This window comes from Indioceanicola profundi (genome assembly GCF_003568845.1).
GTDB lineage: Bacteria > Pseudomonadota > Alphaproteobacteria > Azospirillales > Azospirillaceae > Indioceanicola > Indioceanicola profundi.
This window is the reverse complement of sequence record NZ_CP030127.1, coordinates 611,591-632,401: the sequence shown is the minus strand read 5'-3', so window position 1 is coordinate 632,401 and position 20,811 is coordinate 611,591. Positions and strand designations below refer to the sequence as shown.

The 20,811-nt window shown below is 65.9% G+C and carries 19 protein-coding genes; 6 read left to right on the top strand and 13 right to left on the bottom strand.

What is annotated here, in order from left to right; genetic code table 11:
- Window positions 1–12 precede the first annotated feature (12 nt).
- The 5 genes from flaF to DOL89_RS19025 form a co-directional block, all read right to left on the bottom strand.
- Entirely contained in the window at window positions 13–369 is a 357-nt protein-coding gene (gene flaF, locus DOL89_RS19045; protein ID WP_119680941.1) for a flagellar biosynthesis regulator FlaF, read from the bottom strand.
- Window positions 370–532: 163 nt separating this feature from the next.
- The gene (locus DOL89_RS19040) at window positions 533–1,384 is read right to left on the bottom strand and encodes a flagellin N-terminal helical domain-containing protein (RefSeq protein WP_162937682.1); all 852 of its coding nucleotides are present in this window, start codon (window positions 1,382–1,384) and stop codon (window positions 533–535) included.
- A gap of 157 nt (window positions 1,385–1,541) precedes the next feature.
- Window positions 1,542–2,057 carry a hypothetical protein gene (locus DOL89_RS19035; protein WP_119680939.1) on the bottom strand — a complete coding sequence of 172 codons (516 nt, stop codon included), beginning with the start codon at window positions 2,055–2,057 and terminating at the stop codon, window positions 1,542–1,544.
- Between the two features lie 5 nt (window positions 2,058–2,062).
- Window positions 2,063–2,368 (bottom strand): rod-binding protein, encoded by a 306-nt coding sequence (locus tag DOL89_RS19030; protein WP_119680938.1) that lies wholly within the window; start codon window positions 2,366–2,368, stop codon window positions 2,063–2,065.
- Window positions 2,369–2,382: 14 nt separating this feature from the next.
- A complete protein-coding gene (locus DOL89_RS19025; protein WP_119680937.1) occupies window positions 2,383–3,510 on the bottom strand; it encodes a flagellar basal body P-ring protein FlgI in 1,128 nt (375 codons plus the stop codon).
- Window positions 3,511–3,761: 251 nt separating this feature from the next.
- Here DOL89_RS19025 and DOL89_RS19020 point away from each other — a divergent pair, with 251 nt between their 5' ends.
- A complete protein-coding gene (locus DOL89_RS19020) occupies window positions 3,762–4,511 on the top strand; it encodes a response regulator transcription factor (protein ID WP_119680936.1) in 750 nt (249 codons plus the stop codon).
- A gap of 211 nt (window positions 4,512–4,722) precedes the next feature.
- Here DOL89_RS19020 and DOL89_RS19015 read toward each other — a convergent pair whose 3' ends face one another.
- From DOL89_RS19015 to DOL89_RS18995, 5 genes are all read right to left on the bottom strand, one after another.
- On the bottom strand, window positions 4,723–5,781 hold the full coding sequence (locus tag DOL89_RS19015; protein WP_119680935.1) for a flagellin N-terminal helical domain-containing protein: 1,059 nt from the start codon (window positions 5,779–5,781) through the stop codon (window positions 4,723–4,725).
- Between the two features lie 4 nt (window positions 5,782–5,785).
- Window positions 5,786–7,270, bottom strand: coding sequence for a flagellar hook-associated protein FlgK (flgK, locus tag DOL89_RS19010; protein ID WP_119680934.1), 1,485 nt, complete (start codon window positions 7,268–7,270; stop codon window positions 5,786–5,788).
- Between the two features lie 64 nt (window positions 7,271–7,334).
- Window positions 7,335–8,630 carry a flagellar hook protein FlgE gene (locus DOL89_RS19005; protein ID WP_162937681.1) on the bottom strand — a complete coding sequence of 432 codons (1,296 nt, stop codon included), beginning with the start codon at window positions 8,628–8,630 and terminating at the stop codon, window positions 7,335–7,337.
- 113 nt (window positions 8,631–8,743) lie between these two features.
- The gene (locus DOL89_RS19000; protein WP_162937680.1) at window positions 8,744–10,108 is read right to left on the bottom strand and encodes a GDSL-type esterase/lipase family protein; all 1,365 of its coding nucleotides are present in this window, start codon (window positions 10,106–10,108) and stop codon (window positions 8,744–8,746) included.
- Window positions 10,109–10,321: 213 nt separating this feature from the next.
- Window positions 10,322–11,002, bottom strand: coding sequence for a sensor histidine kinase (locus DOL89_RS18995; protein WP_119680931.1), 681 nt, complete (start codon window positions 11,000–11,002; stop codon window positions 10,322–10,324).
- A gap of 342 nt (window positions 11,003–11,344) precedes the next feature.
- Here DOL89_RS18995 and DOL89_RS18990 point away from each other — a divergent pair, with 342 nt between their 5' ends.
- The 5 genes from DOL89_RS18990 to DOL89_RS18965 all read left to right on the top strand — a co-directional run bounded on the left by DOL89_RS18990 (window position 11,345) and on the right by DOL89_RS18965 (window position 16,540).
- Window positions 11,345–12,565, top strand: a complete 1,221-nt coding sequence (locus DOL89_RS18990) for a glycosyltransferase family 4 protein (RefSeq protein ID WP_119680930.1) — start codon at window positions 11,345–11,347, stop codon at window positions 12,563–12,565.
- A 29-nt stretch (window positions 12,566–12,594) separates the two neighbouring features.
- Entirely contained in the window at window positions 12,595–13,398 is an 804-nt protein-coding gene (locus DOL89_RS18985) for a class I SAM-dependent methyltransferase (protein ID WP_162937679.1), read from the top strand.
- A 35-nt stretch (window positions 13,399–13,433) separates the two neighbouring features.
- The gene (locus DOL89_RS18980) at window positions 13,434–14,474 is read left to right on the top strand and encodes an NAD-dependent epimerase/dehydratase family protein (protein ID WP_162937678.1); all 1,041 of its coding nucleotides are present in this window, start codon (window positions 13,434–13,436) and stop codon (window positions 14,472–14,474) included.
- Between the two features lie 734 nt (window positions 14,475–15,208).
- On the top strand, window positions 15,209–15,391 hold the full coding sequence (locus DOL89_RS18970; RefSeq protein WP_119680926.1) for a hypothetical protein: 183 nt from the start codon (window positions 15,209–15,211) through the stop codon (window positions 15,389–15,391).
- Window positions 15,392–15,547: 156 nt separating this feature from the next.
- On the top strand, window positions 15,548–16,540 hold the full coding sequence (locus tag DOL89_RS18965) for an IS481 family transposase (RefSeq protein WP_119680832.1): 993 nt from the start codon (window positions 15,548–15,550) through the stop codon (window positions 16,538–16,540).
- On the opposite strand, the gene DOL89_RS18960 is transcribed toward DOL89_RS18965, so the two are convergent.
- The 3 genes from DOL89_RS18960 to DOL89_RS18950 all read right to left on the bottom strand — a co-directional run bounded on the left by DOL89_RS18960 (window position 16,537) and on the right by DOL89_RS18950 (window position 20,787).
- Window positions 16,537–17,556 (bottom strand): flagellar motor protein MotB, encoded by a 1,020-nt coding sequence (locus DOL89_RS18960; protein WP_119680925.1) that lies wholly within the window; start codon window positions 17,554–17,556, stop codon window positions 16,537–16,539. The genes DOL89_RS18965 and DOL89_RS18960 overlap by 4 nt on opposite strands.
- 2 nt (window positions 17,557–17,558) lie before the next feature.
- Complete coding sequence (motA, locus tag DOL89_RS18955; protein WP_119680924.1) at window positions 17,559–18,443, bottom strand: flagellar motor stator protein MotA; 885 nt, start codon at window positions 18,441–18,443, stop codon at window positions 17,559–17,561.
- 73 nt (window positions 18,444–18,516) lie between these two features.
- Window positions 18,517–20,787, bottom strand: coding sequence for a tetratricopeptide repeat protein (locus DOL89_RS18950; protein ID WP_162937677.1), 2,271 nt, complete (start codon window positions 20,785–20,787; stop codon window positions 18,517–18,519).
- Window positions 20,788–20,811: the final 24 nt, after the last annotated feature.

The window sequence follows — 20,811 nt, the reverse complement described above, 5'->3', positions numbered from 1 at the left end:
GCTCCGTTCTCCTCAGCCGGCCGCCAGAGGCGCAGCCAAGCCCTTCATCACCGTTCGGTTCACATCGATCAGCGGCGCCAGTGGGGAGCCGTCGGCAAGCACCTGGCCGCTATAGCGGTTCACCCACAGCCCCAGAGACACCAGCCCGGCCTTGAGCTGGTCCGGCAACAGGTTCTCGCCTTCGGCCAGATCGGCGACGAGAGCGCCCCAGAGGCGGCGGTTCCGATCCACCGCGCGGATCACCGCGAAGCGGTCGGTGCCGGCGACGCATCCCTCCAGCTCTGCCGTGACCTGCGCGAAGACTCGGCTTTCCAGCTCGCGCGGACTGATCGTGTCGCGCATGGACTGGCGGTAGGCGGCGACGCTCATGGCGGCTCTATCCCTCTGGCGCTGTTCCCTTTTCCAACGCTAGCAAGGGCGGATTAAACGGCGATAAAACGTTTCCATTCGGATACGCCGACATCTCCCGAACCACCAATGGAAAAGGGCCGCCCTTGCGGGCGGCCCCAGTCACTTGCGCGAGGCCGTGCGATCAGCGGAACAGCGCCAGGATGTTCTGCGGAGCGCCGTTGGCGATCGACAGGGCCTGGATGCCCAGCTGCTGCTGGACCTGCAGGGCCTGAAGACGTGCCGACTCCTCGTTCAGGTTCGCGTCCACCAGGGTACCGATGCCCTGGTTGAGGCTGTCCACCAGCTTGCTGGTGAAGTCGGCCTGCAGCTCAAGCCGCTTGCCGACGTTACCGAACTCGGCCGCCGCGGTGATGACGGTCTCCATATGCGCTTCGAGCGCCAGGAGCTGGGTCTGCGCGGACGCCGCGTTGGCGGAACCGTCGGCGCCGCCGGTGATGGCGGCGGACAGGCCGGCCACGAAGGTCTGCACAGCCGTCATGTCCTGGCCGGCAACCTCGTCCTCCACCGCCGTGATGCCAGCACCGCTGCGGTTGATGGAGACGGTCAGCGTACGGACGTCGGTGTTGTTCAGCAGGTTCTCGCCATTGTAGCTGGCGGCATCCATCGTGTTCTGGATCTGCGCAGCCAAGCTGTCCAGCTCTTCGCCGATCTTGGTGTGATCGACCGAGGCGGAGGTGGCGAGCGAGAGCTGGTCCTTCACCTGGCTCATCAGCTTCTGGATGTTCTCAGCACCGACACGGGCCGTCTGCACGGTGGCCGCGTTGATGTTGATGTTCTCGTTCAGCGCCTTGAGCGCGGACACGTCGGACTTCATGGTGGTGGCGATGGACCAGTAGGACGAATTGTCCTTGGCCGTGGCCACCTTCATGCCGGTGGAGATGCGATCCTGGACCACCGCCAGATCCTTGGTGGTGCGGTTCAGGGTCTGCAGCGCCACCATTGCGCCGACGTTGGTGAGAATGGACGTGGTCATTTCTCTGATTCCTTCGTGGATGGTTTCGGTCGGAGCGCCTTCTGACGCCGCTGCCTCGTCGGGGTCTGGGGCAACAAGCTGCGGCCCCTTGGAAGCTGAACCCATCCTCCCACGCCGGGTTTAAACCGGGGTAAAATTTGTTTCCTTTTGGAAACGTCTAAAGCTCATGCTCCACCCGGCCGAAGCCGGCCTGCCCACTGCGCGGCGCACTGCCGCCGCGGGCGTAGACGCCGTCGGTCTGCTGCTGCTCCACAGCCCTGCCCACATGGCGGGCAACGGCGGCTATGGCGTCCTGGGCCGCAAGAAGTCCGCGGCGGTTGACCTCGACCCGGTCCTTGAGGCGACGGGCCGCCGTCCGCACGCACTCGGGATCGGCCGGGTCAGGCTCGCTCTCTTCGGCCTCGCCCTCCTCATCAGTGTCGGCCGCGGCATCCTCTGCGGCTGTAGCCGTCACCGGCTCAGGCGCCGCGGCAGCCCTGGCCGGGTCATTCGCCTCACGCAATAGAATGGCGAGCTGTTCGAACAGGCTGCGCTTGGCCTCGGCATAGAGCGCCAGCTCCTCCGCATTGGCCTGCGGCAGTTTTTCAGTTTCCTCATCCAGCAGATCGGCCAGCCCGTCGAACGCCTCACGCAGGTTGAGCCGCAGATCCGGCGGCAGCGTGTCCAGCTCCATGGTATTCACCCTTCCTTGGCGGCCATGTAGGCCGCGATCTGCGACTGGACGTTTTCGGCAATGCCGAGACCGGGGCCCGTCGCGATCTGGCTGCCCACAGCCTCCAGCATGAGGCCGCGGAAACTCTCCTCCGCGAAGCCGCCGCCGAAGAACCCGTCCGTGGACACGCCCTCGAACATGGATTGCAGCATCTGGCTGATCATCATCGCCTCGAACTGCTTCGCCGCCGCCACGTCCGGCTTCAGGCCGAAGGAATGGGCGGGCGTAGCGGTGGAAAGCGCCAGGGGCGGCACCGTCGGCGGCTGGATCATCCTGGTCCTCCGTCTCACATGACTTCAAGATCGGCGTGCAGCGCGCCGGCGGCCTTGATGGCCTGAAGAATCGCGATGATGTCGCGCGGGCCGGCGCCAAGACGGTTCAGCCCGTTCACCAGTTCCTGAAGCGATACGCCGCCCTGGATGATGTTCAGACGGTTCCCACTCTCCTCGTCGACCGTAATCTGGGTGCGCGGCACCACGACGGTCTGTCCTTGCTCGGCGAAGGGCGAGGGTTGCGACACCTGCGGAGTCTCCTCCACCCGTACCGTCAGATTGCCCTGCGCCACGGCCACGGTGCTGATGCGCACATTCTCGCCGATCACAATGGTGCCGGACTTCTCATCCACCACCACCCTGGCCGGCGCGTCGGGCCTGACCTGAAGCGTTTCTATCCTGGAAACAAGTGCGGCGACATTTCCCTGGAACGCGGCTGGCACCGTCATCTCCACGGTGGTCGGATCTGTGGCGCGCGCGACCGATCCGCCAAGGTCGGTATTCACCGCCTGGGCGATCCGGGTTGCCGTTGAGAAGTCCGGCGACCGCAGGCTCAGCCGCACGCTGCGCAGATCGTCGAGCGCGAAATCAACCTCCCGCTCCACGATGGCGCCGTTGGCGATACGGCCGGAGGTGGGCACGCCCTTGGTTACGCTGGCCGCCTGTCCCTGCACATCGAAGCCGCTTATGGCAACAGGCCCCTGCGCCACTGCATAGATCCTGCCGTCCGCTCCCATCAGCGGCGTCGCAACGAGATTGCCGCCTTGCAGGCTTGTGGCGTCGCCCATGGTGGAGATGGAAACGTCCAGGCGGCTTCCCTGGCGAGGAAAGGGCGGCAGCTCCGCCGTGACCATGACGGCCGCGATATTCCGCGTCCGGACATTGAGGCCGGTGATATTGACCCCCAACCGCTCCAGCATCCCTTCGAGGCTCTGCTGCGTGAAGGGCGAGTTCTGCAGGCGGTCGCCGCTCCCCTTCAGTCCCACAACCAGACCGTAGCCGAGAAGTTGGTTCGCTCGCACGCCTTCCACTTCCACCAGATCCTTGATGCGGGTCTGTGCGCCGGAAGGAAATGCGATCATGGCCGGCAGCAGGACAGCAAGGCCTGTCGCAGCCAGCCGGACAAGGAAACGGTTCGCCATGCGGATTCCCCGGAGATTCGGTGCGGCTCAACCGGAGAGTATGGAGGCGAGGTTAAAGCAAGTTTTCGGCCCGCTTTTCCTCAATTTTTATGCATTTTTACTTGCAACGCGAAAGTAGTATTTTCTTGACGGGCTACCCTGATTGCGTAGTCTCTATTTGTCGCCTCTAAGTACCATAGAAGATCACATCAATTTTATCAAGTTTGGCTGCGTCCCGGCTCCGGCCCGACGCTGTAACCATGGAGAATGGCATGCGCGTTCTGCTGATTGAGAACGATCAGACTGTCGCCGGAGCCGTCGCCCGCACGATCGAGCGGGCAAACCTGCGTTGCGAGGTCGCCCGGGAATTGGATGCGGAGGGCCTGCTCCAGGACGGAGCGCACGGCTTCGACGATTACGACGCAATCCTTGTCGGAGACGTCACCAACCCGGATAACCTGATCGGCCGGCTGCGCCGGACGGTGGGACAGACGATCCTGACCAGCTTGCTTGAGCGGCGTTGCGTCGCTACGACAATCACCCACCTGCGCGCTGGTGCGGACGATGTGCTGGTGAAGCCGGTGAATGCCCAGGAGATCGAGGCGCGGCTGCACGCTGTCCGTCGGCGCTCCCACGGCCACAGCTCTCCAGAGTTGCAGGTTGGCCGCCTCACCGTCTACCTCGACGGGCGCGACCCGGCGGTGGATGGACGCCGTCTGCGGCTCAGCCATCGGGAGCATGCGATCTTCAGCGTGCTGGCCCTGAATGTCGGCCGGGTAATCTCCAAGGAAAAGATCTACGAGGCCGTGTACAGCCTCTCCGGTTCCGATCCCCTGGACAAAGTGATCGACGTCTACATCTGCAAACTGCGGAAGAAGATCGCCGAAGCCACCAACGGCGATCGCTATATCGAGACCGTCTATGGCCGCGGTTACAAGTTCGAGGCGCCCGAGGCCGCGGATGACGACCTGCCGGCGCCCCGGCCGCGTCCCATGGCCATGGAGATGGCTGCGACGGCATAGCCAGCGCCGGCTTCTCCCTCCGTTTCAGAAGCTCTCGACAATTGAGCCCGGGCATGCGGCTGGACCGCGTCCCGGGCTTAAGGCTGTCCTGAACCGGCCAGGTTCTCCGCTGATTTTTTTCCAGCCCTGGCCGCCAATCACGGTTTGGATATGGGACGGCTGCACCTCTGCCCGGCCTGCAGCCCGGCAGAGGTGCAGCCGTCCCGGATTGTCAGAGGAAATTGACCAGCGACAAGGTGCTTATCCGGCTGGTCACGGCGAAGCTCGCCTCGAGCTGGGTCTGAAGCGTATTCAGTCGCAGTGCGGTTTCCTGAGGGTCCGCCTCCTCCAGCCTGACGATCTGGGTGGAGACGAGGGTCTTCTGCACCTCATACTGGCGTTCGGCGCGGTCGACCGCCTCCTCCTCCAGCCCCAGCACGCCCTGCATTTCGACCAGCTGGTCCAGGGCCCCGGTGAGTTGCTGCCAGCCTCGCTCCGCAACCCGCTTATAAGCGCCCGTCGGCACGGAATCATCCGGCACGGCCGCAAGCATGTACAGCCCCTGCATCAGGTCGCGGATCGCCTGATCACCGGCGGTCACGCGGTAGGTCACGGGCATTTCATTTCCTGCACGGCCCACGACATAGGTGGTGGAGCCATGGAAGAAAGTGTTGGAGAAGCTGGCCGGATCGGTGGGATCGACATCGTTGAACATGGCCGACAGACCGCCCGGCCCGTCGATCATGGCGTCGACCGATGCGGCGTCCGTGAGAGCGGGAAAGCCGCTGATCGTCTGTGCGACGGCCTGGGCCGGCGACAGCCCGCTCGGCCCCACCTCGTCCTGCGGCTGGACCGGCTTCTGGTCGAAGCGCGTGCCAGCGAACAGGAAACGTCCTGACTGGCTGGTATTCAGCATGGACTGGACGACTTGCAGCGCATCGCGAGCCGCCTCGTCGATAGCCCCGGCCGCAGGTCCGCTGCCGGAGCCGGACACGCCCAGCGCCAGGTCGCGGACCTTGGTGACTGCCGCCCGCACCTCCTCGACCGCTTTCTGCATCGTGGTGAGGCGGGACGCCTGGGTCTGGATGGAGGTCTGGTATTCGACGATCTCGTTGCGCGCATTGCGCAGATCGACCAGAGAGGCGGTCCGGCTGCCGATGGCGCCGGCGACATCAATCTTGCGGCCGGTGGACAGCTCCTGCTGACGCATGGACATTTCCACTTGCATCAGACGGATGCCGTTCCGGGTCTGCCGCGCCAGCGACAGGGTAGAGACGGTAGGCACAGTCATCGCTTCAGATCTCCAACAGCTTGTCGAGCATGCGGGCCGCAGCCTGGATCACCTGGGCGGACGCGGCATAGCCCCGCTCGAGGACGATCAACTCCTGCAGCTCCTCGTCGATGTTCACGCCCTCGCGGGCTTCCCGGCTGGCCTGCACCGTCTCGACGAGCAGGCCTTGCGCCTTGGCATCCGTCTCGGCACTCGCCCGCATCATGTGCTGCTGGCTGATTGCGGCGGAGGTGAAGGTCTTGATCGTCCCTGACGGCATCAGGCCGGCGCCGGTGCTGAACCCGACCGTCTCCGAAAAGACGCCCAGGAAAGCCTTGATCTGCGCGGTATTGCCGACATCCCCGCCGCCACCGTGCAGTCCGGTGCGGACAAGGGCAGGATCGCCGCCAGCGTCGATCCGGACCATATCGTTGACCCGAATTCGCCCGGCCAGACCAGCCGGCCCGGGAGAGGCAGGATCGAAGGGAGGCGTTCGGTAGTGGCGGCTGCCATTGTCGGTGAACAGGCCCGTATCGCCGAGTCCACTGCCAGCGATGCTGGAATCGGCGGCCTGGAACCGGTCGGCAAGCACGCTCGCAACCTCGTCGATCTGCCGCTGAACCTGCGGCATGAGCTGGTCGCGTACCGCGAACAGCCCCTCGATGCGGCCGCCGGACACGGAATTCGGGTATCCGCTGCCCGGCGCCATGTCTATCCCGTCGATTCTCAAGCCGGAAAGACCGCCGGGATATGTGGCCTCCGACCCGATTACGGCCGTGTGATAGAATTCCAGTTCCCGCGCCCGCCCATCCAGCAGCGTGGCCCCCCCGGTGGTCATCACAACCACCTCGCCCGCATCTCGGGTGAAGTAGTTGATCCCGATATGCTCCGAGATCGTGTCCAGCAGACGGTCGCGTTGGTCCTGCAGTTCGGTGGCATCCTGCCCGGTGCCAGTGCGGATTGCCACCTGACGGTTCAGGGCCTCCAGCTGCTTCAGGGCTTGGTTCACCTCCGCCACCGCATCGCCGATGTCGGCATCTGCCTGCTGCCGTACCTCTGCCACCTTGGCGTCGGCGGCATTCAGCCGCTGGACGAGAACCGTGGCTGCGTCAACGACGGCCCGCTGCTGGGTCGGGCTCTCGGGCAACTCCTCCAATCGCAGGAAGGCTTGCTCCAGCCCTGCAAGGGCGGACGACAGGCTGCGCTCCTCCTCCGGCTGGCCGACGGCCTGCGTATAGGCGGCCAGCGACTCCGCCCTGACCGCTAGGCTCATCTGGGTGCTGGTCTGGGTTCGCACCTCGCGCGCCAGCCCCGTATCGACACTGCGGCGGATATCGCGCACCTCTACGCCCCTGCCCTCGCCGCCGACGGTGAGGGAGGCGAGCACGGCCTCTTTGCGGGTGTAGCCCGGAGTGGTGGCGTTGGCGATGTTGCGCGACAGGATCGCCGAGCGCTGCTGATTCGCACGCAGCCCGGTCAGCGCCGTCTGCAGGGCGAGACCAATGGTCATGACTCAGACCTTCCAGAAATGGAGAGGCGGAACAGGGTGGCGGGGCGGAAGAGGCCGGTTGGCCTCAGCGCATCAGCCGCGTGACCTCGTCCAGCATCTCGTCTGCGGTCTGGATGATCTTGGCGTTGGACGAGTAGGCCCGCTGCGTCTCAATAATGCTGGTCAGTTCCTCGGCGATATCGACGTTGGAAGCTTCCAACGCCCCGCCATTGACCGTTCCGGCCGTGCCGGTACCGGCATCCCAGAGATAGATGTCGCCGGACTCGCGGCTGATCTGGAAGGCGTTGCCGTCCATCCGGCGAAGCCCGTCCGGATTGGTCACATCGGCCATGGGAATGCGGTAGACCGCTTGACGCAGCCCGTTACGATAGACGGCGGTCATGACGCCATCGTCACCGACCTCCACCCGCTCCAGCGGAGCGTAGCCGGCGCCGTCCTTGTTGATCTTGGTCGGCACATACTGGTCACCCCACTGGGTGAGGCCACCCGTCTCGCCCGTGCGCCCGAAATTCACCGTGATCGGCTGGCCGTCCACGGTGATGGTCATGCTGCCGTCCGCCGCATCGACGGCCGCCGGCGGAACAGCGCCAGCGCTGATCGTCTCCAGCGTGCCGGCCGGAACGCTGCCGCTGCCATCGGCGAACTGCAGATTCACCTCGCCGATATTCGCCCCGTTCACGTCCCGCATCCGCAGCGTCCACTGGTTGGCGCTGGCCGTTGACGGCTCCCACTCCAGCGTGACCCGGCTTGTGAAACCGAGGCGGGTGAAATAGTCGACAGAGGTGGAGAAGCTTCCCCCCGTTCCGGTCGGGCCAGTCCGATTGGCGGGGAGATTGGCAGCAAAGTCGATCTCGCTCGTCGGCTTCACAAGCCCGGTGATGCTGGACAGATTAACCGTTTCCAGCGTCCCGAAGCTGGTGCGCGAGGGCTCACCACCCGCAACCTCTCCCTGCTCGTTCAGCCGCCAGCCCTGCAGGTAATGGCCCGCGGTGTTCCGCAGATTTCCATTCTCGTCGACGCGGAAGCTGCCGGAGCGGGTGAGCTGGAAATTGCTGTCCTCCCCGTTCGCCTTCGTATTCACGACGAAGAAGCCGCGGCCGGAAATAGCCATATCCGTGGAGGACAAGGAGCTGGTCACGATGCCCTGGCGCGACACCTCGGTGCGCAGATCGGCCATGACGCCGCCGGCGGAGTAACTGCCGGGCGTGCTGCTGGTCGTCACCAGCGTGGAGAACTGCACGCCCGTTCGCTTGTACCCCACCGTTGATGAGTTGGAGATGTTGTCAGAGATGGCGCCGAACTTGGCACTCTGCGCCGCCAGCCCGCTGACCCCGGAATTCATCGCGCTGAAGATGCTCATCACCCGTGCTCCGTCTTCGCGGATTCCCGCCGCGGACAGCGGTATCCATTTGGAAACTCGGGGTGACCGTAGCAACGGAAATTTAAGCGCGGATGAAAAGCCGAGCGTCCGGTTCAGTGGGGCAGGCTGGCCGACTGCGTCTCCGGATTCGGATCGCATGCGACAGCGGTTTGTTCCAGAACGACATCGGGCCCGATGGAGGCGCCGGGAAACCAGGCGATCTCAACGGGAGGCATTTCCCCGATCATCCCGTCCGGATCTACGGCCAGAAAGGTGCCGGCTTCCGTCGAGCGGAAGACGATCATGTCCGGTTCGGGATAAGCCGCGCTGATGCTCGAGAGGTCCAGCCGGTCGCCCTCTTCCGCATTGAAGTCGTGCACGATTGAAACGCCCGTGCCGATATCGGCAGTGGCGAATACGAATAGATCCGCATCCGGTCCACCCCACAACTCGTCAGCCCCGCCATTGGGGATCAGGACATCGTTGCCGCGTCCACCGCGCAGACGATTCATTCCGGCAGTTCCGACCAGCCGGTCATTGAAAGCGCTTCCGGTGATGTCCGCCACACCCTTCATATCAATCGGGGGCAGAGGCAGGTACCCGGTAGACAGTCCGCTCTGAGCCAGACCAGCGGCCCAGCCCGCAGCCATGGCGCAATAGCCGTTCGGGGTCGGGTGCAACCCGTTGTCGGCGGGTGGGGCGGACACGTGCTGGACGCCCAACGCCGCCATGGAGACGTGCTGAATGCGGCTACCCTGCTCCGCCCGCTCCCGGATGATGACCGGCAACAAGGCGCGGAACGTATCCATCGCAGCGACACGCTCGTGCGGTTGCGCATCCGGCCGGATTGGCGGAGGATCGGCCACAAGGAGAAGTGTCCCCGGCGAATCCGATGCAATCCGGTCGAACAGCGTTCCGGCCCGGGCGAGCATGTTCTCGGCGTCCGCCTCATTACTGTCGTTGGTGCCAAACATCAGCAGAACCACATCTGGCCGATACCGTGCCAACAGATTTGGCGCCTCCTCCTCGGCCCAGACCAGCGTGCGGCGTCCGAAGCCGGCGTGGTCCGGGTCCTGCGGGCCGGGCAACGCTGATTTCTCAGGTCCGACGAACTCGACCAGACCGCCACCGCGCAACGACATCTGCCAGAGTGGGGCGCGGTACCCGCCCGTATCGCGCAGATCGCGGTTTACAACGCCCTGCGTGATGCTGTCGCCGAAAGGCATGATCCGGGCGACGGCCCCGATGGTGCCGATGGACAGGTCGACAGTGACGCCCCGCGGCGCTCCGACAAAGGAGAGAAGCCGGGGCTCCGGCATGCCAGGGTGCAGGTCGGCGGCCGTCCGCATGCCCCAGAAGGCCATGGGTGACATGGTCTGCGCCTCTCCCGAGGACTCTTCGGCGACGCTTCCTTCGACGATCAGCAGGATGGCAGCCGCGCTCGCCAGGAACAGAAGCGCCAGAGATATGCGGAACAAGGTCTTCCGCGGGCTGCGGAGAACCTTCAAAAGAGGGCGGCGCGCCTGCCGTTCTAGTTCCAACCCCTTCGCCATCATGGCTGCGTTCGATCCCTCGGAGAATTGTCGCCGGGATGCGGACGGAAGACCCGCCCCTCACCGAGAGCGGTTCTCAGGGAAAATCGAAAGTGTTCCAACTATGCCGAAACGCCTAGATTAGGGGATGGTCGAGGGTCACGCGCCTTCGGACAGCGGGATAAGGACGGAAATGCTCGTTCCATCGTCCCGATTCAGGTCTAAAATCGCACCAAGTTCGGATGCGAGCTGCCGCACCAGCCACAGGCCTGTGTCATCCCGTCGCAGGGTACGCTCCGAAATGCCGACGCCGTCGTCGGATACGCTGAACATCACCCTGTCCCCGGCGGTGCGCAGAACAACGGAGACGGTGCCTCGCGTGCGCCCACGGAACGCGAAGCGCAACGCATTCCCGACCAGCTCATTCGCGATCAGGCAGATCGGGACGGCGATCCGCGCCGGCAATGCCGGACCGGTGACAGTTAGCCTGAGCGTGATATCCCGTCCATTGGCATCCAGAGCCCTGGAGAGGGCGGCACAGAGGTCGCCCAGGCTGGCGCGCATCTCGACATATTCCGCGGCAGGACGGGGAGCCAATGTGCGGTGTATGTCGCCCAGGGCTTCCACCCTGCTCCGCGCTTCCTCAAGGACCGCGCGGGCTGCGGGGTCGCGCAACTCCGACAACAGGCTCCCCAGCTGCCGCGCGACAGCCTGACTCCCGCTTAGCGCCCTGTGCTGGAGTTCCTGTATCCGCAGATCCTGCCGTGCGAGCTGGCGGCGCAAATCATCAATCACCTCGTCGGCCGAACCAGGCGGGGTCGGCAGCGCGTCACCATGCATTGCCAGTTACTCCGAACGTAAGGGTTAATGGTTGCATTGCAACACATCGGCGCTCTGAAGGCATCGGAGCAATCGGCGCTCTCTGCCTGGACAGAACTCTTCCACAGATGGCTAGGGACGTGGCTCTCCTCAAAGGTGGTGTCGCCTCTCCGCTTTAGAGCTCCGTGCGCACTGGGTCTTACACTGTAATAGGCATGGCAACCCGGCCATCCCTACAGGATCATGCCACAGTCGTCGATTCCGCGCCGCAGCGCGGAAGGACTTTGCTGCTCCAAGCCCGCGCGCATCGGCGCAATCGGCGTACCGTGACGAGGAGTAACGGGGCATGAGGACTGCCCGGATATGACAGCCGCCTCTCCGCCGCGCGTTCTGATGATCGCGCCACAGACCTTCTTTACCATGGCGGGAACGCCGATCAATGTGCGTTTCATGTGCCGCGCGTTGGGCCAACTCGGCTACCATGTGGATCTGCTGACCTTGCCCGGCGGGCAGGATGTGCAGGAGCCTGGGCTGAGCATCCACCGTACAGTCCGCCTGCCGGTGGGAACGGTCCCCGTGGGCTTCTCCATGGCAAAGGCCCTGTACAATCCCGTTCTGATGACCCATGCGTCCGCCATGCTGGCGCGCCGCCGCTACACGGCTGTTCACGCGGTGGAGGAATCGGCGTTCTGGGCCATTCCCCTGGCCCGGCTCTATGACGTGCCCGCCATCTGCGACCTGGACTCCGATCTGCCCGGCCTGCTCGCCGCCGGTTCGGGCGCCGGCCGCAGGCTGGCCGGTCTGGCAAGGTTCCTGCGCCGCCGGGCGCTGAGAGGGTCCGCCGCCATCGCCGCGGTGGTTCGCCCGCTGGCTGATCTGGCGCGGGAGGAAAGCCCCGGCGTGCCCGTATTCGAGATCGCCGACATCCCGCTGGACGGGGCTTTCGACGCCCCGGCGCCAGAGGCAGTGCAGGCATTACGGCAGCGGCTGGACCTGACCGGGTCGGAGGTCATCGCCTATACCGGCAACTTCGATCAACGCCAGGGGGTCGAGGTGCTTGTTGAGGCGATGGCCCTGCTTGCTCCCCGCCGGCCCAATGCACGCCTGCTGCTGGTCGGCGGACATGAGGGGGAGGTGACGGCCATGCGCGCGCATGCCGCCAGCCTGGGCGTGGAAAATCTGGTGCGTTTCGCCGGCCGCCAGCCGCCGGAGCAGATGTCCCTCTATATGGGAGCGGCCGACGTGCTGGCCAGCCCGCGGCTGGAACCGCTGATCACGCCGCTGAAGATCTTCACCTACATGGCCAGCGGACGGCCGATCGTGGCGACGGACCTTCCCACCCACACCCGCGTTATCGATGGAAACAGCGCCTTCCTGGGCGAGCCGACGGCGAAAGGGCTAGCCGACGCGCTTGAGACGGCGCTGCAGGACCCGGGCCGGGCTGCGGAGCGCGCCGCAGCCGCCTGTGCCCTCGTGCAGGAGAAGCACAGCTTCGCCCGGTTCAAACAGGAGATGGCGCAGCTCTACGCCACGGCCACCGGACAACGTGCGCCCGAGTGGGCAACGGCGCCGTTGAACGGCTGAACGGAGCGCAGGTAGTGGATAGCGTGCAGATGACGAACAGGGCAACCGGCACGCCGGATGAGCGCCTGCCGAAGGCGGCCGGAGCAGGGCGGGCCAGCCACGATGTGGAAGCGCCCGACATCGAAACCTCCAGCGATGCCTATGCCGGCCGATTCCGCGGCGGGGTCGGCGCTTGGTTCCTGGAGGTCCAGGCCAGGGAGGTGCTGCGCCTCCTTCGCCAGGCTGGCGGCGGTTCGCTGCCCGAAACGGTTCTGGAACTTGGTGGCGGGCATGCCCAACTGGCCGGACCGCTTGCGGCCGCCGGCATCCGCCTGGACGTGCAGGGCAGCGTTCCGGCCTGCGTCGCCCGACTGAGCCGGATCATAGAAGCCCACCCGGATCTGGTGAGCTTCAAGGCCGCGCGACTGACCGCCCTGCCCTTCGCCGACGCATCCTACGATGCCGTGGTCGCCGTGCGGCTGATGGCGCATGTGGAACGCTGGCGTCCGCTGCTGGCTGACATGGCCCGCCTCTCCCGCCGGACGATCCTTGTGGATTTCGCGCCCGACGACGGATTCCAGAAGTTGGCGGACGCCAGCTTCGGGCTGAAGCGGCGGGTGGAGAGCAACACACGCCCCTTCTTTACCCACTCCATCCGGGAGGTCGAAGCGGCGTTGTCCGGCCTCGGCTTCACCGAAATCACATGGCACCGCCAGTTCATCCTGCCCATGGCCGCCCACCGGGCGCTGGGCAGGCCCGGCCTGTCCCGGACGGCGGAAGTGGTGGCCCGCACCCTTGGCCTGGATCGCCTGACGGGCGGCCCGGTGCTGATGTGCGCCAGCCGCCCCCGATGAGCATTCCCTTCTTACAACCCTATCCGGATAGTCACATGACCGCATCGCAGCAGCAGAAAATCCTGGTGACCGGGGCGACAGGTTTCACCGGTGGTGCCCTGGCCAGGGAACTGCGACGCCGCGGCCACGCCGTCCGCGCCCTGGTCCGCGACCCCGCCTCCTCCTCCGGAAAGTCCCTCGCGCAGGCAGGGATCGAACTGGTGCCGGGCGATATTCGCGACGCCAAGGCCGTTGCAGCGGCGGCAGAGGGCTGCGAACTGATCTACCATATCGCCGCCGTGTTCCGGACCGCGGGGCACCCCGACAGCTATTATGAGGATGTGAATGTCGGGGGCACACTGAACGTGCTGGACGCGGCGCGGCGTCATGGAGCCGGCCGGGTCGTCCATTGCTCCACCATCGGCGTACATGGTGATGTGGAGGTGATTCCCTGCACCGAGGACGGCCCGCTTGCCCCCTCCGACATTTATCAGCGCAGCAAGCTGGAAGGGGAGATGAAGGCGCGGGAAGCCTTCGCCAAGGACCTCAATGGCGTCGTCTTCCGCCCAGCCGGCATCTACGGTCCCGGCGACCTGCGCTTCCTGAAGCTGTTCAAGGCTATCCATCAGCGCCGGTTCTTCATGATCGGCAACGGAGAAACCTTGTGGCACCCGGTCTATATCGACGATCTGGTGCGCGGAATCATCCTGTGCGGCACGGTGGAGGCGGCGCTGGGCGGCGTCTTCATCCTGGCCGGCGACCGCTATATCAGCCTGAACGAGTTGACGGCGACAGTGGCGAAGTCCGTTGGCCGGCCGGCGCCGCGGGTCCGTATTCCCTACTGGCCCATCCACATGGCCGCGGTGGCGTGCGAGACCGTGTTCAAGCCCTTCGGCATCGACCCGCCGCTGCACCGCCGGCGCGCCGCCTTCTTCGTCAAGAACCGCGCCTTCGACATCAGCCGCGCCCGCGACGTGCTGGGCTATCGCCCGCAGGTCAGTCTGGCGGAAGGGGTTCAGGCCACGGCGGACTGGTACTTCGCCAACGGCTATCTCCGTGCGGACCAGGGCTCCGCCCCGGCCACCGGCGCGGCCTGACCGCAGCATCCATGCCCCCGGCGCGGCGCCCGCGCCGGGGCTATCCGATCCCGCTGTTGCAGCAGAGCCTGTTTCGTGCCACCTCTGGCAATGTGTGGGGCGATTGCCGCCCCGCCATGATGGATCTGCTGCAACGATGCTGCGGCACCGGGCCTGTAGGCTCCTGGCCCTCACGCTCATTTTCGCCCTTCTTCAGGGCGCACTGATCCTTGTCCGCGCGCCGGTTCCATTCGGGCAGCCGGGCGCCTCGGCCGTCAGCTCAGCCCTCGACGATCGGCTTCAGCCTGCCATCCAGACCTTGCCCACCGTGGTGGAGTCCAGCCGGACCGCGCCGCAGGGACGTCAGCAGGCAGCGTCAGGCAACGACCCGACGCTCCTGCTTCTGGTGCTTGCCGCCGCCGCGGCACTCATCTTCCCGCTGCCGGCCCGCGGAGCCGTGCCAGCATGGCAGCCGCCTGCTATCCAGCGCGCCAACCGCCCCGTGGGGCGGGGCGCTGCCAGACCGGGCCGCCCGTTCAGGCCTGAAGCCTGTCCCGGTGCGCCGCAATGCCGGCCCCCGGTCCCACTATCCTGACATCCAGGCCGAAACGCCGACGCGTCGCTGCCGCTTCAAGCGGTGGTGATCCGGTGCGTGCGGCCGCCCGAACATAAAAGCCGAACATGACCACGACGCATTTCTTTCCGCTGGCCGCTCCATACCCATGCCGGTTCCGGACCTCTTTGAAGGAGGCTGCATGATGGATCAGGTCACTTTCTATCTGGCCGCCCATGCAGTCTTCGCCATTGCGCTCGCCGCCGCAGCCGCCGTGCGTCTGCGCCAGTCTGGAGCCGGGCTGATCGAATGGGTGAACGACGCCTTGAACATCGGCGTCGTCTTCATCCTGGTACTGGCGATTGTCACGCCGCAGCTCGGCTGAGGACAGCGGGCACGGTTCCGCAGCACGCTGACCGCTGGAGCATCTTCTGCAGGAAGCCTGGACCGGTTTTCGATCCGAGTTGATCGGAAACCGGTCTAGCTGTTTGGTCCCGGGGTTTGATGGTGCATTCTTGTCACGTGAGTGGATGGAAGCGCTATGGGGCAGGTTCACCACGGGAGCGCCACAACGACAGCGGCGGTCCGTCGAGCGATACAGCATAGTCAAGAGAGCCTGAGAGCCCTGGCCAAGCGGTATGGCATCAACCCGAAGACGGTTGCGAAGTGGAGGGCCAGGAGCTCGGTCGCTGATCAGCGCACCGGGCCCACGGCCCCCAGATCCACCATCCTGACGGCCGAGGACGAGGCGATCATCGTCGCCTTCCGGCGTTACACGCTGCTGCCGCTCGACGACTGCCTCTACGCCCTCCAGGCCACTATTCCGCACCTCACCCGTTCGAGCCTGCATCGCTGCCTCCAGCGACACGGCATCAGCCGGCTGCCCGAGACCGACGGGGACAAGCCGCAGCGCTCAAGGTTCAAGCGCTACCCGATCGGCTTCTTCCACATCGACATCGCGGAGGTCAGGACCGAACAGGGCAAGCTCCACCTCTTCGTGGCCATCGACCGCACGTCCAAGTTCGCCTTTGTCGAGCTGCACGAGAAGGCGACGCGGCGCGTGGCTGGCGACTTCCTCCGCCACCTCGCGGCAGCCGTTCCCTACAAGATCCACACCGTGCTCACCGACAACGGCACCCACTTCACCGAGCCGACCGGTGACGGTTGGACGCCCAAGGACATCAAGGCCATGCGGGCCGAGAAGATCCCCTTCCGCTGCCACTCCTTCGAGGCTGCCTGCGCCGATCTCGACGTGGAGCATCGGCTGACCAAGCCTCGCCACCCCTGGACCAACGGTCAGGTCGAGCGCATGAACCGCACCATCAAGGATGCGACCGTCAAGCGCTACCACTATGAGAGCCATGACGAGCTCCGGCAGCACCTCGCCGACTTCGTCGCAGCCTACAACTTTGGCCGGCGCCTTAAGACGCTAAAGGGCCTTACGCCTTACGAGTTCATCTGCAAACAGTGGATTGCCGACCCAGAACGCTTCATCCTCAACCCGCTCCACCAAATGCCGGGACCAAACATCTAGCCAGCCTGCCCCTCCAGGCCGGCCAGGGGAATCCGGCGCAGGACGGTGATGCTGATCCGCCGGTTGCGGGCATCCTCCGGAGACTCTGGATAGATGTGCAACGTATCGGCAAGCCCTTCCACCCGAGCCAGCCGGGCTGGCGGAATTCCAGCGCCGGTCAGTAGCCGCCGTGCCGCATTGGCGCGGTCGGCCGACAGCTCCCAGTTCGTGTAGCGGGCCGTGGGCGCGAAGCTCCGTCCATCCGTATGGCCCGCGATGGCAATTCGATTCGGCACCGGCGCCAGAGCGTCGGCAACAACCTGCATCAGCGCCGCCGCCCGGTCGTTCAGCTCGACCGACCCGACCTCGAACATGCTGAAATAGGGCCGATCGGTGATCTGAATACGCAGCCCGTCCGTCGTCCGCTCGAACATCAGGTTCTGCGACAGGTCCGACAACTCCGCTGCGGCCAGCAGGGCGTCCCGCACCTGCTCCTCAATGCGGTCGAAGGCGCGCTCCTCCGCTTGCACCTGGTTCAGACGCTCCTGCAAGGCCGGTTCCATGGTTCGTCCGGCGGCCACGTCGCCCGCCTTGACCTCGCCAAGTGTCAGGTCGCCCGCTTCGCCGGCATCCGGCTTGCCGGCCACCATGCTTTCCGCGTCTCCAGCCGCCATCGCCATCCGGTCGGGACCGGCCGGGGACAGGGTGGGCACACGGGCGGCCGGGATCGTTTCCCAACTGCTGCTGGGCTTCTCGGTCAGGCTTCCCTCGCTGTCCACCGCCCGGCCGGCAAGCTGCCCGTCCGCACCGGAGTTGCTGTCGGACACGCTGATCGGGTTGAAATAGTCGGCGATGCCGTCGCGCTGCTCCGGCGTGGTGATGTTCACGAGCCAGAGCAGCATGAAGAACGCCATCATGGCGGTCACGAAATCGGCATAAGCGATCTTCCAGGTGCCATGCCCCTGGGGCGCCTCATCCTCCTCGACCGGACGGCGGCGGACGATAACCGTAGGCTTCTGGCGGTTCGGCGGCGGCATGGTCAGGCCGCCTTCTGCCGTTCGCCCAGGCGGCCGGATGCCGCCGTCGTTACTTCTTCCACCTCGTGGAAGCTGGGCTGAACTTCGGCATAGAGCATCTTGCGCGCGTGTTCGACGCAGATGGCGGGAGCAGAGCCGTGCACATATGCCGCGAGCCCGGCCTTGATGCACTGGAAATACTTCACCTCTTCATCGCGCAGCCGGTGCGCGGCCCCGGCCAACGGCCCTAGGAACCCGTAGGACAGGAGCACACCGAGAAAGGTGCCGACCAGCGCGCCGCCGATCATGTGGCCCAGTACGTCCGGCGGCGCGGAGATCGCGGCCATGGTCTTGATCATGCCCAGGACGGCGGCAACAATCCCCAGCGCCGGCAACCCTTCCGCCACGGTATGCAGGCTCTTCGACACGCGGTGCATGTCCTTGGACAGGGTCGCCAGCTCCTCATCCATCAAGGACTCGATCTCGTGGCCGCGTTCGGCGCCGAGGGAGATCAGGCGCAGATAGTCGGTGATGAAGCGGATCGCACGCGGGTGACGCATGACTCCCGGAAACTGCTGGAAAATCTGGCTGTCTTCCGGTCGTTCGATGTCCCTTTCCAGGGACAGCATTCCGCGCGTCCGGGCGGTGCGGAGCAGCGTGTAGAGAAGACCGAGCAGTTCCAGATAGTCGTCCCGCTTGTGCTTGGTGCCGCCGAAGAGTTGCCTCAGCACCCCGCCGGTGTCCTGGATGACCCGGCGGGGGTTGGCGATGATGAATGCGCCCAGCGCAGCGCCGCCGATGATCACCAACTCGAATGGCTGCCAGAGAACCGAGAGGTTGCCGCCCAGCGCTGCAAACCCGCCCAGCACCGAGGCGACCACGATGATGGTGCCGACCACGAGGTTCATCGACTGTCTCCAATCCGCAACGGGCCACCGGCCCCTGGAGCCTATGTTGCGTGGCGCTGGTTAAAGCCGGTTTTCATTTGGATACGGCGGCCGGAACAGTAAGCGCGATATCCCGGCTGCCGCGGAGCAGCGCCCGGACGGCCGCATCCGTGGCGGGCTCCAGCGTCGGCGCCTCGGCAAGCACGCGCAGTCGGGCTGCCCAGGGCTCCGCCAGATCGCCGCTGTCCCAAGCGGAAACTACCGCGCCCCCGGCCAGATAACCGGCCAGGCCCTGCCGGGTCGCCTCTTCGCCGCTCAAGGGGCGGAGTCCGGCCAGGACTTTGTAGGACTCGGCGGCTTCCTTCCAGCGGCGTAGCTGCCAGTGGCTGTCGGCGCGCGCGGCCTGGGCTTCGCTGCCCGTGACGTCCGCTACCAACTCCAGCGCCTGGCCCCCTTTCCCGTCCGCGGTCAGCACCCGTGCCTTCAGTACGGCCCAGGCCGTCTTGTCCGGTTCATCAGCTCCGTCCAGCGCCAAAGTCGCAAGCGCCCGCTCGGGATCGCCCGCGGAGAGGTCAAGGGCCGCGAGATCGAGGATAACCGGCTGACGCTGCTCCGGCGGGATTGTGCCGGACAGGGCCAGCAACTCCTCCCGGGCGAGTGCCGGGAACCCGTTCCTGACCAGGAAGGACGCGTATCTGCGACGGAGCTGCCAGCCCGACGGATCGTCCGCCAGCAGAAGCCGCCCGGCCTCGAACGTTGCGATACGGTCGGCCAGGGGAAGGCCCCCCTCCTCAGCGACAAGCCCCTCCAGCATCTGCTGGGCCGCTGCGACCTGTTCAGCCAACCCGGCATGATGCGGATAGCGCAGCGCCAGCAGCCGTAGCGTACTCACCGCCTCGGGAACCCGGCCCTCCGCCCGTTCCAGCATCGACATCGCCGCCATGGCGTCGAAATCCAGGCTACCGCCGCGCCGCTCCCGTAGGATGCCCTCCAGAACCATCCGGTATCCAGCCGCATCCAGGTCTCCATCCCGGTAGCGCAGCCCGGCCGCACGCATCCGTCCGGTAAGGGCGGCATCGCCGGACAGGGCGGCAGCCCTGTTCCACTGGTCCAACGCCAACCTTGCCCGTCCAGCGGTGGCATGCAGGTCCCCGACCCGGAGGTGCAGCAGCGCCCGTTCCTGAATGTCCGGCCCTGCGAGCTCCACGGCTTGGGCCATTTCGCGTGCGAAACCATCCAGACCTGCTGCGGCGGCGATGCCCAACAGCTCCAACCCGAAGCGGCGGCGCAGCTCTTTGGGAACGGAACCCAGGGCAGCATGAGCGGCCGGCAGATAGGCCACGGCCCGTTCAGCCCGGCCCCGCTGTGCCGCGGCAGCTGCCGCCCAGAGGGGACCGTCCGCCCTGGCCAGCGCCTCCGGCGTGGCGAACCAGTCCGCCGCCTCATGATCAGCATTCGCCAGTACGGCGGCTGCTGCGGCCAATGCATGTTCCTCCGGGTTGCTTGGTATGCCCTCCCCCGTCAGAAGGTCCAAAGCCTCAGGCCCCATGTCCCAGGCCAGCAGCAGCCTGCCCAGTTCGACACGGGCGTGGCGTCGCGCGTTCTCGTCCGGAGCCTTCTCCAGAAGGTCACGCAGGCGGTCGCGTTCGGCCCGGAACGGCGATGTCTGCCACTGTGCCAATTTGAAAATCGGCGGCTGCCGCCCCCATGCCGGATCAGGCCGGTCAGGATGGCTGGCCCGCTCCGAGGGGGACGGCCCGGCGTCGGATGTACCGGGAGGCGAGACAGGCGGCACTATCCGTGCCTCGTCCGCCGCCGCAATACCGGCCGCGATGGCAGCGCGGGCGAAACCGGCATCGTCCGGGTCCTGGCCATTCGCCGGCGTCCCTGCCGCAGCCGCTGCATCCGCCCCATTGGGCAGGTCCGAAGCCGGAGGGACCAGCGAGATCGGCGCGCCGGTAGCCGCGATCAATATCCGGTGCTCAGCCCCTGGTTTCCGCTGCGGGATCGGCGCAGCGCCCACAACCAGCGCTACCTCCGCCGCGCGGCGGCGCAGTTCCAGCCCGGCCCCGCATTCCGTCTCCACCCGTAACGTACTGTCCCCATCCAGCGCCACGCCCCGGATACGGTCCGTTCCGGACCGGACCCGGTCGAGGTCGATCCCGGCGGGGGCGGTCACCCGCAGCACGGCGGCACAGGGTTCCAGCCTGAATGTGGAGGCGCCCACATCGGCGCCGGGAATGACCAGCTCGGTTGCACCTTCGCGCGCCCGGAATTCCAACGCTACGGGTGCAGCCCCGGCGGCAGGCGCGACCAGCGACAGCAGCATGGCGGAACCGGCGGCGAGAGCATGTCTGTTTCTCATCGGCAACCACGGCGGTGATTTTGA